The organism is Streptomyces sp. NPDC058464, assembly GCF_042721035.1.
GTDB lineage: Bacteria > Actinomycetota > Actinomycetes > Streptomycetales > Streptomycetaceae > Streptomyces.
Genome location: NZ_JBHXMA010000002.1, coordinates 77,215 through 92,417 on the forward strand (window position 1 = coordinate 77,215; position 15,203 = coordinate 92,417).

Genomic DNA, 15,203 nt, shown 5'->3' on the forward strand with positions numbered 1-15,203 from the left:
TGGCGGTGTGTGTGCGGTCCGTGAAACCGGGTTACCCACGGGTACCCAAAGGCCCCGCTCCCGAATACCCTGCGGCTCATGACGGACTCGCAGGCCCCGGCCCACGCACCGGCCCCCACCGGCACGAACCCGCTCGCCCCCGCCCCCGCAGGGGCTCGAACCGCCGCCGACGTGGTCACACCCGAGCTGGTCGCCCAGCTCACCAAGGGCGTCGTCGGCTCCGGACGCACGGCCAACCACACGCCCTTCACCGGCGAGAAGCTGGCCGACCTGCCCGAGTCCACCCCCGAGGACGTGGCCAAGGCCTACGACGCGGCCCGCGCCGCCCAGGCCGTGTGGGCGAAGGTGCCGGTACGGCAGCGCGCCGCCGTCCTGCTCCGCTTCCACGACCTGGTCCTGGCCCGTCAGGCCGAGGTCCTCGACCTCATCCAGCTGGAGACCGGCAAGGCCCGCCTGCACGCCCACGAGGAGGTGCAGGCCGTCGCGGTCGCCGCCCGGCACTACGGCCGCAAGGCCCCCGCCTACCTCCGCCCCAAGCGGCACGCGGGCGCCATGCCCACCCTCACGCGCGTCACCGAACTGCGCCACCCGCGGGGCGTGGTCGGCCAGATCGCCCCCTGGAACTACCCCCTGGAACTCTCCGTCGGCGACGCGCTCCCCGCCTTCGCCGCGGGCAACGCGGTCGTCATGAAGCCGGACACCGAGACCTGCCTGACCGCCCTGTGGGCCCGCGACCTCCTCATCGAGGCGGGGCTGCCCGCCGACGTCTTCCAGGTCGTCCTCGGCGAGGGCCCGGTCGTCGGCCCCGAGGTCGTCCGGCACGCCGACTACGTCTCCTTCACCGGCTCCACCCGCACCGGGCGCGAGGTCGCCCAGGGCGCGGCGGCCCGCCTGGTCGGCGTCTCCCTCGAACTCGGCGGCAAGAACGCCATGCTGGTCCTGGACGACGCCGACATCGAGAAGGCGGCGGCCGGCGCGGTCCGCGCCTGCTTCTCCTCGGCCGGCCAGCTCTGCATCTCCATCGAGCGGCTGTACGTCCACGAGTCGGTCGCCGACGCCTTCGTCGAGCGCTTCGCCGCCCGCACCAAGGCCATGCGCCTCGGCAGGTCCCTCGCCTACGGCGCCGACATGGGGTCCCTGGTCGGGGAACGGCAGCTGGAGACCGTCACCCGGCACGTCGACGAGGCGGTGGAGAAGGGCGCGACCGTCGTCGCCGGCGGCACCGCCCGCCCGGACATCGGCCCCTACTTCTACGAGCCCACCATCCTCGACGGCGTCGAGGACGCGATGGCCGTCTGCACGGAGGAGACCTTCGGCCCGGTCGTCTCCATCTACCGTTTCAAGACCGAGGACGAGGCCGTCGAGCACGCCAACGGCACGCCGTACGGCCTCAATTCCTCGGTCTGGACGAAGAACGGCAGCCGGGGCCGAGCGGTCGCCGCCCGCCTGCGCACCGGCACCGTGAACGTCAACGAGGGCTACGCCCCCGCCTACGGCAGCGTCCAGTCCCCGATGGGCGGCATGAAGGACTCGGGCCTGGGCCGCCGGCACGGCTCGGAGGGCATCCTCAAGTACACGGAGGCGCAGACGGTCGCCCAGCAGCGCCTGTTGCCGATGGCCCCCTCGCTCGGGATGGACGACGAGAAGTACGCCGCCTTCATGAGCACGAGCCTCCGCGTGATGAAGGCACTGAGGCTCAGGTAAACGACCCGCTTTTCTTGGGGGCGCGGGGAACTGCGCGACCAGCCACCGAGCACCCGCAGTGCACACTCAAAGGGGAGATGGCACGTTGTCTCAGGACACCTATGACTACGACGTCCTGGTCGTCGGCTCCGGCTTCGGCGGCTCCGTAACCGCCCTGCGCCTCACAGAAAAGGGCTACACCGTAGGCGTCCTGGAAGCCGGCCGCCGCTTCACCCGCGCATCCCTCCCCAAGAACTCCTGGGACATCAAGAACTACCTCTGGGCCCCCAAGCTCGGCTGCTACGGCATCCAGCGCATCCATCTCCTCGGCAACGTCATGGTGCTGGCCGGCGCGGGCGTCGGCGGCGGCTCGCTCAACTACGCCAACACCCTGTACGTCCCGCCGAAACCCTTCTTCGACGACCCCCAGTGGCGTGACATCACGGACTGGCAGGACGAGCTGAAGCCGTACTACGACCAGGCGCAGCGCATGCTCGGCGTACGGCTCAACCCGACGATGACCCCGTCCGACGTCCACCTGAAGGCGGCGGCGCAGCGCATGGGCGTCGGCGACACCTTCCACCTCGCCCCGGTCGGCGTCTTCTTCGGCGACGGCAAGGACGCCGACGGCGAGGCGAAGGCGGCCCCCGGGGACCAGGTCGCCGACCCCTACTTCGGCGGCGCGGGCCCCGCCCGCAACGCCTGCACCGAGTGCGGCGAGTGCATGACCGGCTGCCGGCACGGCGCGAAGAACACCCTCAACGAGAACTACCTCCACCTCGCCGAGCAGGCGGGCGCGGTGGTGCACCCGATGACGACGGTCGTCTCCGTCACCGACGACTCGCAGGGCGGCTACGCCGTCGCGACCCTGCCCACGGACGACCGGAAGAAGGCCGGGGGCCGGGTCCTCAAGGCCCGCCGGGTCGTCATCGCCGCCGGCACCTACGGCACCCAGACCCTCCTGCACCGTATGAAGGCCGGCGGTCAGCTGCCGTACCTCTCAGACCGCCTGGGAGACCTCACCCGCACCAACTCCGAGGCCCTGGTCGGCGCGCAGACCGACAACCGCCGCTACCGCAAGGCGCACGGCACGCCCAAGGCCGACTTCACGCGGGGCGTCGCGATCACGTCCTCGGTCCACCCGGACGAGAACACCCACATCGAGCCGGTCCGCTACGGCAAGGGCTCGAACGCGATGGGCGGCCTGTCGATCCTGCAGGTCCCGTACGCGGAGGGCTCCTCCCGCGTCCTCGGCTGGCTGGCGAACGCGGCCCGCCACCCCCTCCTGGTGCTGCGCTCGCTCTCCAACCGGCGCTGGTCGGAGCGGACCATCATCGGTCTGGTGATGCAGTCGCTGGACAACTCCCTGACGACGTACCTGAAACCGGACGGCGTCGGCAAGGGCCTGCTCACCGCCCGGCAGGGTCACGGCGCCCCCAACCCCAAGCAGATCAAGGCCGCCTCGGAGGCGGCCACCGTGCTCGCCGAGGAGATCAACGGCTTCGCCGGCAGCAACGTGGGCGAGCTGATGGGCACCCCGCTCACCGCCCACTTCCTCGGCGGCTGCCCCATCGGCGACTCCCGCGAGACCGGGGTCATCGACCCGTACCACCGGCTCTACGGCCACCCGGGCATCTCGGTCGTGGACGGCGCCGCCGTCTCCGCGAACCTGGGTGTGAACCCGTCCCTCACGATCACGGCGCAGGCCGAGCGCGCGATGTCGTACTGGCCCAACAAGGGCGAGGCGGACCCGCGGCCGCGGCAGGGCGAGCCGTACGAGCGGCTCCGCCCGGTCGAGCCGCTCCGTCCGGCGGTCCCGGCCGAGGCCTTCGGCGCGCTGCGGCTGCCGTTCCTCGGCATTCCGGCCGTACCGCCGAAGAAGAACGCCTAGGCGCGAGAACCGGGGCGACAAAGCAGCCGGACACCGAAAAGGGACCTGTGCCCCCCTCCGAGCCCAGGTCCCTCTTCGATCGGTGCGCGGCCGCCGCCTGACGACGGTTCGCGCGACCTTGCCTATGAGCCGGCGCCGGCCTTCCGCCGCCGTACCAGGACCACCGCGCCGGCGCCGACCACGACGGCGGCGCCGCCGACCAGGCCGATGACCGGGAGCGCCGAGCTGGAGCCCGTGTCGGCGAGGTTGCCGGTCGGCAGGTCGGAGATGTCGCCCTGCGGCTTCTTCACGGAGTCCTTGCCGCCGTCGTCGCTCGGCGTGGCCGTACCCGGGTCCGGGTTGGACGAGCCGGCCTTGAGGACCGTGAAGTCGTACTGGGCCCAGCCCTCGGCGATGCAGTCCTGGCCGTCGACCTTGTCGAGGTAGGCGCCGGAGCCGAAGGAGTAGGCGTCACCGGCGGGCGCCTTGGCGTCGATGGAGACCCGCAGGTCGACCGACTTGCTTGCGCCGGACTTCAGCTTCGGCACGTAGAAGAAGTAGTCGCCGGCCCAGTCGTCGCTGCCGATCCGGTCCCAGGAGCCGGTGTCGGGGTTCTTGAACTCCAGGTCGACGTACGGGCTGAGGTACTTCGACTCGTCGAGCTCGTAGTTCTCGATCTCGGCGTAGAAGGCGACGCCCTCGACGTCCGTCTTGGACTCGTTCGTCACGACCAGCTCGAAGCCGTGGAAGCCGTCGCCCGCGACGATCTTGCCGGGCAGGCCCTTGATGTCGGCGGACACCTTGGCGTCGCCGAAGTCCTCGTCGAGGTCCTCGCAGTACGGCACGTCCGGGTCGGACGGGTCCTCGCTGGGCTCGGCCGACTCGGACGGCTCGGCGGAGGAGGACGCCGACGCCGACGCACTGGCGCTCGCGCCGTCGCTGGGCGAGGCGGACGCCGACGCGGACGCGGACTCGGACGCGGATGCGCTGTCACTCGGTGCGGCGGAGTCGGACGGCGAGGCCGAGGCCGTGTCGCTCGGTATCTCGCTCGGTGCGCTCTCCGACGTCTCCGACGCCGACGGCGACTCGTCCGCGAACGCGGCCGGCGCGGACAGCAGGGCAACCGGTGCGATCACGGCCGTGACGGCCGCCGCGGCCATGACCCGGCGAAGCTTCATGAGGACCCCCGTACATCAGCTGCGGTGGATGGATGTCACCGCTGGTTCCGCTGATGTGACCGGCAAGTCATGTGAATGGTTGCCTCCACATTCACCGAATTCATATGTGATGTGGGTCACTTGATCTCAAGCGGCCTCAAGACTGTCGCCTCTTCATGCCAATCGCCGGGCATGGCATGAACACAGTCGATTCCAAGGTTATTCTCGCCCCCGTCGAACGGCCGAGCGAGAGAGTGTCATGTCTGACAGACGGTCCGAAGAATCGTCGGGGGACGAGCCGTCGTCCTCCTCCATATCCGACGAGGTGTGGGAGCAGTTCCTCCAGGACACCGAACGGGACATCCGCAAGTCCGCCCCCAAGGAGCCCTCCGCACGGGCCCGCGAGGTGACCGAGCGGCTCAAGGGGCGGAAGGGGGAGCCCGAGGGGTGGCGGACCGGGCCTGCCTGGCAGGAGATGAACGGGCGGGCCACCCGCCGCCGCAGGGCATGGGCGCTCATCGGCGTTCCGCTGGCGATCGCCGTGGCCGTCGTCGCGATGCGGCCCTCCCTGATCCCGGGCGACCCCTTCGGCTCGTCCGCCGGCACGGACACCGCCACCACGCCCCTGCCCGCCGAGACCACCACCCCGACCGCCCCGCCCTCCGCGGCCGCCCCCGACACCCCCACGCTCGCCCATCCGTTCGCCGGTTCCCCGGCGCTGCGCTGGGCCGACGGCGCGGCCGGCATCGTGCTGCCGAAGGCCACCGCGCTCGGCGCGATCCCTAAGGACCGCGTCGAACTGGCCCTCCAGCAGACCAGGAAGCTGCTGGTGGACGCCAACCTGAACCCCGACGTCATCGCCGGCGGCAACCCCGAGGCGGCCCTCTCGGTGCTCGACCCCAAGCAGCCCGACGTCCTCGACGGCCTCAAGGCCTCGCTGCGCAGCCCCAGCAAGACCCACGACCCGCTCTTCCTCTTCAGCCGTTTCGACCCGAAGGACGTGAAGCAGGCCGGGAAGATCGTCAAGGTACGCGGCCGCATCACCTTCGCGAAGGGCAAGTACCAGGGCGTGGCCGTGCACGCCGACTACACCTTCGTCTACCCGGTCGTCCGCGCCGGCGGCTCCACCGAGGTCACCCGCACGATCGTGCGCCGCGTGATCGACGCCGAACTCCCCGACCCCACGCGGTACCAGGTCACCCCCGGCCGGCTGACCCTGCTCCGCTACGACGAGGACGCCGGCAACTCGGCCTGCGACATCAACGACGGCTATCTGCACCCGCAGTTCCCGTCCCAGGCCCCGACCGCCGGCGCCGCCCCGACCGGCCCGTCCGTCGACCCGTACGACCGCAGCCGCGACATCGGCAAGGAGGAGGCCTGCGGCACGGTGAGCCGTACCTAGCTGTGTGAGGCTTTGTGCGGCTTTGTGTGTGCTCTGGCGGCTTTTGCTTCCGGACAGGCGAAGGGCCCCGCGGGACGGAGCCGCGGGGCCCTTCTTTCGTCAGCACCGACGTCAGGGCAGCGTCGGTGCCTGGAAGCGGCGCCGGGGGGTTGCGCCGCTGGTTTCCGCGCCCTGCGCCACCGCCCGAGCCCCGGGTCGGCGCCCCGGCGCACACGGGGCGTACGGCAGGTCTCGACCATTGGCGGACGGTTGGCACACGGCAATTCCGTTGCCTGAACTGGGACTTGGGAACTCCGAAGTCCCTTGCGGGCCTTCTACGCATCGTGCTGGATGTACCCGGCCTCCGCAACCGTTTGACCCAGCCCTTATGCATTTTTGCAATTTTCCGCCGGTCGGCCCCGGGCGTCCCCGGAGCCGGCCGTCTCTTGGGTGACCGGGCTGCTGTCCCCTGCCGTCCGGTCACTTGACTGGAGCGAGGTCCCACGGCGCACGGCACGTTCCGTACGCCTCATCGCCCCAGTGAAGCCACGCGTGGTTCCTTCGGGCCCGCCCCTGGCTGACACGGACACCCCACCAACGAAGCGGTTCGCGGGCCGGTCACGCGCCGTACGGGTGAGAAGACCCCGAACGCAGATCCGCCCGACTCAGATGCGACCCCGGCACAGCTCCAGGAGCGTCATGGCGAGGGTGGTGCCGGGCTTGCCGAGCGCCGTGCTGTAGTGGCCGAGGATCTCCATCTCCCGGGAGAGGTTCACCCGGCGGCCGCCGGAGGTGATCCGTGCCTCCTGGACAACGGCGGAGACGGCCATCCGTTCCTGGATCAGACCGATGATCCGGTCGTCGAGCGCGTCGATGCGCTCCCGCGCACCACTGATCACCTCGGCGGCCTCGGGGGTACGGGCACCGGTCACGTCGATCGCGTTCATGGGGGCTCCTCGTCGGAAGGCGGGCGGTGCCCCGAACCGACAGGATCCGGAGAAACACCAGGCGCCCCGGACCTTGTCGGCCCGGGGCGCCTGGGGAAGTCGCTTGTCAGTAGCTCAAGCAGCACGACCATGGCAGCCGGTGGGCCGGTTGCCATAGGTAAAGAGGAAGGTCGTTTGGGTGAGCATGGGGGCGAGTATGCCACAGAACCGGGCGGGCGGACCGGGCCGGGCGGGCGACCGCTTCCCGACCTGCCGGGCCGGGCGGGGCGGTCACTCCTCGGCCTGCCGGGTCGGGTGGGCCGGTTACTTCTCGGCCTGCCGGGTCGGGCGGGGCGGTCACTTTCTGGTGTGCCGAGTCGGGTGGTGGGTGGGCAAAGGACCTGGGGGTGTGGGGGCGGAGCCCCCAGAGGCGGGAGGTGAACCACCGCGCCCCGTTAGAATCGGAGGCACAGACCCCCGCCCGACCGCCGGAAGGCACCCCGTGTCATCAGCGACTCCCGCTGCCGCCGCTCCCGACACCGTCCTGGTCGTCGACTTCGGCGCGCAGTACGCCCAGCTCATCGCCCGCCGCGTCCGCGAGGCCCGGGTCTACAGCGAGATCGTGCCCAGCACCATGCCGGTCGCCGAGATGCTCGCCAAGAACCCGGCGGCGATCATCCTCTCCGGCGGCCCCTCGTCCGTGTACGAGGAGGGCGCCCCCCGCCTGGACCGCGAGCTCTTCGAGGCCGGCGTCCCCGTCTTCGGCATGTGCTACGGCTTCCAGCTGATGGCACAGGTCCTCGGCGGCACCGTCGACAACACCGGCGCCCGCGAGTACGGCCGTACCGACCTGCACGTCTCCAAGAGCTCCTCCACCCTGTTCGAGGGCACCCCCGCCGAACAGCACGTGTGGATGTCGCACGGCGACGCCTGCTCCGCCGCCCCCGAGGGCTTCACCGTCACCGCGTCCACGGACGTCGTCCCGGTCGCCGCCTTCGAGAACGACGAGAAGAAGCTCTACGGCGTCCAGCACCACCCCGAGGTGATGCACTCCACGCACGGCCAGCAGGTCCTGGAGCACTTCCTCTACCGGGGCGCGGGCCTGAAGCCGACCTGGACCACCGGCAACGTGATCGACGAGCAGGTGGCGGCGATCCGCGAGCTGGTCGGCGACAGGCGCGCGATCTGCGGTCTGTCCGGCGGCGTCGATTCCGCCGTGGCCGCCGCCCTCGTCCAGAAGGCCATCGGCTCCCAGCTGACCTGCGTCTACGTCGACCACGGCCTGATGCGCAAGGGCGAGACCGAGCAGGTCGAGAAGGACTTCGTCGCCGCGACCGGCGTCCAGCTGAGGGTCGTGGACGCGGAAGCCCGCTTCCTCGACGCGCTCGCCGGGGTCTCCGACCCGGAGCAGAAGCGGAAGATCATCGGCCGCGAGTTCATCCGGGTCTTCGAGCAGGCCCAGGCCGAGATCATCGCCGACGCCGGCCCGGCCGTGGAGTTCCTGGTCCAGGGCACCCTCTACCCCGACGTCGTGGAGTCCGGCGGCGGCACCGGCACCGCGAACATCAAGTCGCACCACAACGTCGGCGGCCTGCCGGAGGACCTCGAGTTCAAGCTGATCGAGCCGCTGCGCAAGCTGTTCAAGGACGAGGTCCGGATGGTCGGCCAGGAGCTCGGCCTGCCGGAGGAGATCGTCCAGCGCCAGCCGTTCCCGGGTCCGGGTCTCGGCATCCGGATCGTCGGCGAGGTCACCAAGGACCGCCTCGACCTGCTCCGTGAGGCCGACGCGATCGCCCGCGAGGAGCTGACCGCGGCCGGCCTCGACCGTGACATCTGGCAGTGCCCGGTGGTCCTGCTCGCGGACGTCCGAAGCGTCGGCGTCCAGGGCGACGGCCGCACCTACGGCCACCCGATCGTCCTGCGCCCGGTCTCCTCCGAGGACGCCATGACGGCCGACTGGTCCCGCCTGCCCTACGAGGTCCTCGCGAAGATCTCCACCCGGATCACCAACGAGGTCCGGGACGTCAACCGGGTCGTCCTCGACGTCACCTCGAAGCCGCCGGGCACCATCGAGTGGGAGTAGGACCGGGCGCGCCCGATCGCGCTCGGTGCGGAACTCGGTGCGGAAGAAGTAGCTGAAGAAGAGGTGGTGCGGCTCCGGCGGCGCCACCTCTTCGGCGTGTGCCGTACGAGCCGCTGTGCCGCCGATTCCCGACAACTTCTGTCGAGATCTGCTCGCGCGCGTCATCTTTACAGAACAGCTCTGTTTTCCTGCACTGACCGGCGGTAACTTCCGGCCGTAACACAAACCCAGTGCTGGAGGACCTATGCACGGGCCGACCCCGCCCCTTCCACTGCCCACCGACCAGCTCCAGTTCGCGATGCCGCCGATGTACGACTCGCTCGACGACGAGCGCCGGCATCGCAAGGAGCGGCTCGCCGGCGCGCTGCGGATCTTCGGCCGGGCCGGACTGGAGGACGGGGTGTCGGGACACATCACCGCCCGCGACCCCGAATACTCGAACTGCTTCTGGGTCAACCCGTTCGGCATGCCGTTCAAGCACGTCACCGTCGGCGACCTGGTCCTCGCCAACCAGGACGGTCAGGTGATCGAGGGCCGCTACCACATCAACCAGGCCGCCTTCACCGTCCACGCCCAGGTGCACGCGGCCCGCCCGGACGTCGTCGCCGTCGCCCACTGCCACTCCGTGCACGGCCGCGCCCTGTCCGCCCTGGGCGACCTGCTGGACCCGATCAGCCAGGAGAGCTGTGCCTTCTACGAGGACCACGCCCTCTACGACTCCTACACCGGCGTCGCCGTCGACGCCGAGGAGGGCCGCCGCATCGCCGCCGCCCTCGGCTCCCGCAAGGCGCTGGTGCTGCGCAACCACGGGCTGCTGACCGTCGGCGACTCGGTGGACGCGGCCGCCTGGTGGTTCCTCTCCATGGAGCGGTCCGCGCAGGTCCAGCTGACCGCGAAGGCGGCCGGCCGCCCGCTGCTCATCGACCACAAGCTCGCCGTCGCCACCCGGGAACAGCTCGGCGGCGACCTGGTGGCCTGGATCAACTACCAGCCCCTGTGGCAGGACATCAGCCGCAGCGAACCGGACCTGCTCAGCTAGGCGCTCCGCAAGACGCTCCGCTGGAAGGGCCGCGATCTGTTCGTCTGCCGTCTGCCGTCTGCCGTCTGCCGTCTGCCGTCTGCCGTCTGCGGTGCCGTCGTGGCTGGTCGCGCCAGCGCGGCGGCAGCCGCATATCGGATACGGCCCCGCGCCCCTTCGGGGCGCTGCTCAGAAGCTCCGCAGCACGGCCGCCTTCGTCCGCGCGAACTCCTCGTCCGTGAGCACCCCGTCCCGGTGCAGCTCGCCCAGCTCCCGCAGCCTGCGCAGCAGGACGTCGTGATGGTCGCCCGACCGGCGCGGCCCGGGCACCGCGGCCCGGTTCCGGTCCCGGTCGGCGTACTCCGTGCCCGGCCGGGTCGACGGATGCGGCAGCCGGGCCGTGACCGCCGCCGCGACCAGCGCCGTCAGCAGATCGCGGCGGACACTGCCCCACAGGTCGAGGGCGTACGGGTCGCGCTCGGCCGGCAGCTTCGAGAACACCGTCTCGCGGGTCACGAACCGCAGGAAGCCGTCCTCGCGGCCGGAGTTGGGCAGCCACTCCACCTGCACCACATCGCCGACGCCGATGATCCGGGGCCCGGTGGCCCGCTTGACCCGGTCGGAGGTGTCGGCCCAGTCGACGCGCACCTGCGTACCGTCGAACGACACCGTGCCGTCCGACGACCGCACCGACACCGGCACCGGCGGCCCCGGCAGCAGATACGTCTTCGTCGGCTCCTTCGGGACCTGGTCCAGCAGCAGCGACTGCCGGATCTCCGCCACGACGTACTCGGCCACCCCGGCCCGGTCCCCGTCCACCGTCAGCCGGTACGGATCCGCCGCCTCCGGCAGCCGCCCGCCCGTCGCCTGCAACAACGGGTCGGCCCCCTCGCGCAGCCGCATCCGCAGCCGCCCCCGTTTGCGCTTCGGCTCGTACACCACCCCCGACACCGCCTCCAGGGGGACCGAGATCTCCCCGTAGATCTGCCGGAACAGCGGCACGGAGCGGTGGCGACCCGGCGTGATCCGGACCGTGCTGCCGTCGAAGGCCCAGGTCCCGTCCCGCTGGATGATCTCGGCCATGGGGAAATTCTCGCAGCCGGGTCAACACGTCTGCCGTACCTTCACTCGTCGTGACCAACCTGCTGCTCGCGAACGGCGTGGCGTAGGGCACAATTCGCTCTCGACACAAGGGAGTTGCACGGCGTCGTCGAGCCCCGGGGAGGGCCCTGCGCGGCGTGCCCCGGGCGTGGGGAAGGCAGGCGTCGGGCGTGGCGGTGCAGGAGGCGAGGCAGGGCGCCGGTTCGGGTGTCCACGGGGGCGGCTGCGCGTGCGGGGACTGTCCGCACGGTGCACGCGAGGGGCACCGGCGGGCGGTCGCCGAATTCCTCCTCAAACGCGACGAGTTCGCGGCCGGGCAGGGGCTGCCCGCGGCGGTGGCCCATTCGGCCTCCGCCTCCCGCCAGTGGGTCTCCGAGGAACTCACCCAGTCCGCGGAGGCGGTCGCCGAACGCAGCCGCGCCGAGGGCGAGGCCTGGCTGGCCCGCCTCTGGCTGCGCACCACGTGCACCGTCTGGGCGATCGTCGTGATCATGCTCCTCACCCAGTCCCTCACCGCCATCGGCGCGGGCTGGACCAGCGCCCGCACCGCCGGACTGCTCGCCGCCCTGGTCGTGGCCCTCGCCCTCACCGCCGCCTCCTGGTTCCACCGCTCGCGCGGCGGGGTGCTCGCCCCCGTCATCGGCGAGGACAACCGCATGTCCACCTCCCGCACCGTCGCCGCCTCCTGGGTCCTGTTCGTCGCGTACGCCGTCCTCGTCCTGGCCGGCCGCCTGGCCGCCGCCGCCTCTCCCGCCGAACGCGACGCCCTCATCTCCGGGCTCGACCTCGCCCGCGGCGCCGGTGCGGTGACCGTCCTCGCCGTGGTCTGCGGCATCGCCGTCCTGGTGCGCCGGGTGGTCGGCCTGCGCATCGTCGGGCAGCGCCTGCAGAAGGTGCGCGCCCACCGCCCCCGCGCCTCCGACCTCCTCACCGACGACGCCGGCCGCGGCACCTTCGCCGACATCCAGTTCGTCGTCATCAGCGCCGTCGCCCTGCTCTTCGCCGCCGTACGGCTCGCCCGCCGCCCCGACCAGCTCCCCGACCTGCCCTGGGGCCTCGCGACGGTGGTCCTGATCTCCGCCGCGACCTACCTGGCCGGCAAGTACGCCGAGGGCGGCCGCCCGGTGATCCTCTCCGTCGTCCGGGCCCGCGAGGCCGGTGACCTGGACGCCCCGATCCGCACCGGCGACGACATCGAGATCCGCGGCACCGGCTTCGTCCCGCCCGGCGCCCAGAGCGCCGACCGTCTCTCCCGCATGGTCGTCCGCATCGGCGCCGTCAACGTCCACGTCCCCCTGGTCCCCGTGAGCGGCGGCTTCAGCAATCCCACGGACCACGTCCTCACCGTCCCGGTCCCCGCCGACGTGGAGCCCGGCTGGGTCGAGGTCCAGGTGGTGACGGCGGCCGGAGTGGCGACCAACCGGTGCGTGGTCGAAGTGACCGAGTGAAGGGGGTTTCTCCACCCTCCCGGGTGGCCGTGTCCGGCCGAAATTCGGAAAAACGTCCGGCTGAGGGTTGAGCGGGCCCCGGTTGTCGTACGTATGGTCTGTTGAGGGGCCTGGGTACAGCGGCGAGAGGCGGCTACTGGCGATGACTCACGGCATTCGTTCGGACACGCACACCCCGTATCTCGACGGCGACCGCGGACTGCGGGACACCGCCACCCGATACGCCCTCCTTCCCTTGCGGATCTTCCTGGGCGTCACCTTCATCTACGCCGGCCTGGACAAGCTGACCGACAGCGCCTTCCTCAAATCCGGCGGGTCCGGGTCCATCGGCGACACCATGCGAGCCGTCCGCGACTCCGCCGCGATCCCGGCCCTGATCGACCTGGCCCTGAAGAACCCCGTCGGCTTCGGCACCGCGATCGCCATCGGCGAGCTGGCCGTGGGCCTCGGCACCCTCTTCGGACTGCTGGCCCGCCTGGCCGCGCTCGGCGGCGCGCTGATCTCGCTCAGCCTCTGGCTGACCATCAGCTGGGCCAACTCCCCGTACTACTACGGCAACGACCTCGCCTACCTGATGGCCTGGCTGCCCCTGGTCCTCGCCGGCGCCCCCTACCTCTCCCTGGACGCGATGCTCCGGGCCCGGCGCCGACACCGTTCCGCACGGGCCTCACTGGGTCTCTAGCCGGCTCGGCTCCTGGCGGCTCTCCGGTGTACCGCGGCGCCTGCGTATCGCCCGGGTCAGGCCCGCGGTCACCCCTGCCAGGAAGAGGCCGGCCACCATCACCGGGATGACCGCGAACCACTCGGTGTCCCACCAGCCGCCCGCGTCACCGGCGTAGGCGACCCCCGCCGCCGTCAGGAAGACACCTACGACCAGCCGTCCGGGCTGGAACTCATGCCGCAGCACGGGTCACCTCCACCTGTCCCGCGCCGACCTGGAGATCCAGGTCGAGCGTCCCCGCGTTCTTCGCACCGCTCGCCGGCGGCAGCGTCACGTCCTTGTGCTTGCCCGGCTCCACGTCCACGTCCTCCTTGTCGTCACCGGGCAGCTGGATGTCGCCCACCCCCACGTCGATGCTCATCCGCACGGTCGCGTCCGCCGGCACGACGATCTTCAGCCGGCCCGCGCCCACCTCGGCCGATGTCGACACCGTCTGCCCCTTGGCGATGCGTATGTGCGTCAGGTCCAGCGTGGCCACACCCGTCCCGAGGTCGTACGCCGACGACACCTCCGCCGCCGTGGCCGGGGTCCAGGACATCCGCGTCCAGTGGGTGCTGATGTCGGACGGCAGGGCCGTCGCGGCCGCCAGCAGGGCCGCCGTGAGCAGCGCCAGGAACAGCGAGCCGGCCCCCGTGCGTCCGAGGAACGAGCTGAGCGCCGTCCCCAGTCCGAACACGATCAGCGCGCAGGCCAGACCGGTCTGGAGGCTGGTGCCCAGCGGGTGCGTGTCCCACGTCAGGCCGGTGCCCAGGCCGCCGGCGACCAGGGCGAACAGGAAGATCCAGCCGCCGATCCAGCGCGGTCCGCGCGGTTTCGGGGGCGGGCTCTGCCGGGCGCGGGTGTCCTGGCCGTGGACCCAGGGGGTGCTGAGCCGGAGGTCGAGTCCCGGGGCGTCCCGGCCGCGGGCGTCGGTGGGGCCCCACAGATAGCCGGTGCCTCCGACATGCGTGCCGTCCTTGACGATCGGGTCGCGCCACCACGAGGGGTACGAGATCTGGATCGGCGGTGCCTGGGCCTCCGGCGGGGCGTCGGCGACGGCCTGGGCGGACAGCGGGTCGGGGTCGGGGGCGCCGCGCCGCCGCGACCAGTACCCGGCACCGGCCAGCAGCAGGGAGAGGACGACGGCGAACGCCAGCACCTGGCCGTTCCGGATCATGGTCAGCAGCACTCCGCAGCCGATCAGCGCGAACAGCACGGCCGCCAGGGCCTGCCCGTCGACCCGGCCGGTCAGCAGCTTGCGGACCTCGTTCTCCTCGTCGTCCTCGTACGGCACGAAGAGCCAGGCGAAGCCGTAGAAGAGGAGGCCGATGCCACCGGTCGCGGCCAGCACGGCCAGGGTGATGCGGAAGATCACCGGGTCCAGGTCGGTGTGACGTCCGAGACCCGCGCACACGCCCGCGATCATCTTGTGCCGGCGGTCGCGCCGGAACCGCGGGGAGGCCGCGTCGACGGCTTCCGCACCGGCACCGGCACCGGCGCCGGTGGCGCCGGCGCCCGTCGCGGCCGTCTCCGTCGCGGCGGGCGCGGCATCCGACGGCCCGGTGCCCGCTGCGGGGCGCGGGCCGGGGCCGGGTCCCGGACCCGTCGCGGCGTGCTCGTGATCAGTCATGAGTCAATGGTGACGGCCGCGCCGCCGCAACGGCAGCCGGGATGACCCTGGCCGAACCCTGAAATCGGCCCCGAGGCCGGGCCGGGAAGCGTTCGAACGGCGCCGGGGTGACGGAGATCCGGGCCCACGCCGCGGGAGGACCAGCAGGCGAACCGGCAGACGAACCGCCAGACGAACCGGCAGACGAACCTGCTGGAGAACCGGCA

The 15,203-nt window shown here is 71.6% G+C and carries 12 protein-coding genes; 7 read left to right on the forward strand and 5 right to left on the reverse strand.

Features of this window, described 5'->3' with window-relative positions; translation table 11 throughout:
* Positions 1–78 precede the first annotated feature (78 nt).
* Entirely contained in the window at positions 79–1,704 is a 1,626-nt protein-coding gene (locus ACFWPQ_RS03320) for a succinic semialdehyde dehydrogenase (protein ID WP_384029439.1), read from the forward strand.
* Between the two features lie 85 nt (positions 1,705–1,789).
* Positions 1,790–3,574, forward strand: a complete 1,785-nt coding sequence (locus tag ACFWPQ_RS03325) for a GMC family oxidoreductase N-terminal domain-containing protein (protein ID WP_384029441.1) — start codon at positions 1,790–1,792, stop codon at positions 3,572–3,574.
* Positions 3,575–3,696: 122 nt separating this feature from the next.
* On the opposite strand, the gene ACFWPQ_RS03330 is transcribed toward ACFWPQ_RS03325, so the two are convergent.
* Positions 3,697–4,731 carry an LAETG motif-containing sortase-dependent surface protein gene (locus tag ACFWPQ_RS03330; RefSeq protein WP_384029443.1) on the reverse strand — a complete coding sequence of 345 codons (1,035 nt, stop codon included), beginning with the start codon at positions 4,729–4,731 and terminating at the stop codon, positions 3,697–3,699.
* A 238-nt stretch (positions 4,732–4,969) separates the two neighbouring features.
* Between ACFWPQ_RS03330 and ACFWPQ_RS03335 the strand changes: the two genes are divergently transcribed.
* Positions 4,970–6,112 (forward strand): hypothetical protein, encoded by a 1,143-nt coding sequence (locus tag ACFWPQ_RS03335; protein WP_384029445.1) that lies wholly within the window; start codon positions 4,970–4,972, stop codon positions 6,110–6,112.
* A 644-nt stretch (positions 6,113–6,756) separates the two neighbouring features.
* Here ACFWPQ_RS03335 and ACFWPQ_RS03340 read toward each other — a convergent pair.
* Positions 6,757–7,038 carry a chorismate mutase gene (locus tag ACFWPQ_RS03340; RefSeq protein WP_384029447.1) on the reverse strand — a complete coding sequence of 94 codons (282 nt, stop codon included), beginning with the start codon at positions 7,036–7,038 and terminating at the stop codon, positions 6,757–6,759.
* A gap of 481 nt (positions 7,039–7,519) precedes the next feature.
* On the opposite strand from ACFWPQ_RS03340, the gene guaA reads away from it, so the two are divergent.
* Together guaA and ACFWPQ_RS03350 are read left to right on the forward strand one after the other, a co-directional pair.
* Positions 7,520–9,100: a glutamine-hydrolyzing GMP synthase gene (gene guaA, locus ACFWPQ_RS03345; RefSeq protein WP_384029449.1), complete on the forward strand. Its 1,581-nt coding sequence runs from the start codon at positions 7,520–7,522 to the stop codon at positions 9,098–9,100.
* 244 nt (positions 9,101–9,344) lie between these two features.
* Complete coding sequence (locus ACFWPQ_RS03350; protein WP_384029450.1) at positions 9,345–10,139, forward strand: class II aldolase/adducin family protein; 795 nt, start codon at positions 9,345–9,347, stop codon at positions 10,137–10,139.
* A gap of 168 nt (positions 10,140–10,307) precedes the next feature.
* Here ACFWPQ_RS03350 and ACFWPQ_RS03355 read toward each other — a convergent pair whose 3' ends face one another.
* Positions 10,308–11,201, reverse strand: coding sequence for a DUF4429 domain-containing protein (locus tag ACFWPQ_RS03355; RefSeq protein WP_384029452.1), 894 nt, complete (start codon positions 11,199–11,201; stop codon positions 10,308–10,310).
* Between the two features lie 188 nt (positions 11,202–11,389).
* Between ACFWPQ_RS03355 and ACFWPQ_RS03360 the strand changes: the two genes are divergently transcribed.
* Positions 11,390–12,667 (forward strand): hypothetical protein, encoded by a 1,278-nt coding sequence (locus tag ACFWPQ_RS03360; protein WP_384029454.1) that lies wholly within the window; start codon positions 11,390–11,392, stop codon positions 12,665–12,667.
* Positions 12,668–12,809: 142 nt separating this feature from the next.
* Positions 12,810–13,349: a DoxX family protein gene (locus tag ACFWPQ_RS03365; protein ID WP_361283107.1), complete on the forward strand. Its 540-nt coding sequence runs from the start codon at positions 12,810–12,812 to the stop codon at positions 13,347–13,349.
* On the opposite strand, the gene ACFWPQ_RS03370 is transcribed toward ACFWPQ_RS03365, so the two are convergent.
* Together ACFWPQ_RS03370 and ACFWPQ_RS03375 are read right to left on the reverse strand one after the other, a co-directional pair.
* The gene (locus tag ACFWPQ_RS03370; RefSeq protein ID WP_384029456.1) at positions 13,335–13,574 is read right to left on the reverse strand and encodes a hypothetical protein; all 240 of its coding nucleotides are present in this window, start codon (positions 13,572–13,574) and stop codon (positions 13,335–13,337) included. The two genes, ACFWPQ_RS03365 and ACFWPQ_RS03370, sit on opposite strands and share 15 nt — an antisense overlap.
* Positions 13,561–14,997 (reverse strand): PspC domain-containing protein, encoded by a 1,437-nt coding sequence (locus ACFWPQ_RS03375; RefSeq protein WP_384029458.1) that lies wholly within the window; start codon positions 14,995–14,997, stop codon positions 13,561–13,563. Before ACFWPQ_RS03375 ends, ACFWPQ_RS03370 begins: the two co-directional genes overlap by 14 nt.
* Positions 14,998–15,203 lie beyond the last annotated feature (206 nt).

What these genes read in the sequence shown, in the direction of transcription:
- ACFWPQ_RS03350 (WP_384029450.1), top strand. Translation starts at nt 9,345, where the DNA reads ATGCACGGGCCGACCCCGCCCCTTCCACTGCCCACCGACCAGCTCCAG.
- ACFWPQ_RS03340 (WP_384029447.1), bottom strand. Translation starts at nt 7,038, where the DNA reads ATGAACGCGATCGACGTGACCGGTGCCCGTACCCCCGAGGCCGCCGAG.
- ACFWPQ_RS03320 (WP_384029439.1), top strand. Translation starts at nt 79, where the DNA reads ATGACGGACTCGCAGGCCCCGGCCCACGCACCGGCCCCCACCGGCACG.
- ACFWPQ_RS03335 (WP_384029445.1), top strand. Translation starts at nt 4,970, where the DNA reads ATGTCTGACAGACGGTCCGAAGAATCGTCGGGGGACGAGCCGTCGTCC.
- ACFWPQ_RS03365 (WP_361283107.1), top strand. Translation starts at nt 12,810, where the DNA reads ATGACTCACGGCATTCGTTCGGACACGCACACCCCGTATCTCGACGGC.
- ACFWPQ_RS03355 (WP_384029452.1), bottom strand. Translation starts at nt 11,201, where the DNA reads ATGGCCGAGATCATCCAGCGGGACGGGACCTGGGCCTTCGACGGCAGC.
- ACFWPQ_RS03375 (WP_384029458.1), bottom strand. Translation starts at nt 14,997, where the DNA reads ATGACTGATCACGAGCACGCCGCGACGGGTCCGGGACCCGGCCCCGGC.
- ACFWPQ_RS03330 (WP_384029443.1), bottom strand. Translation starts at nt 4,731, where the DNA reads ATGAAGCTTCGCCGGGTCATGGCCGCGGCGGCCGTCACGGCCGTGATC.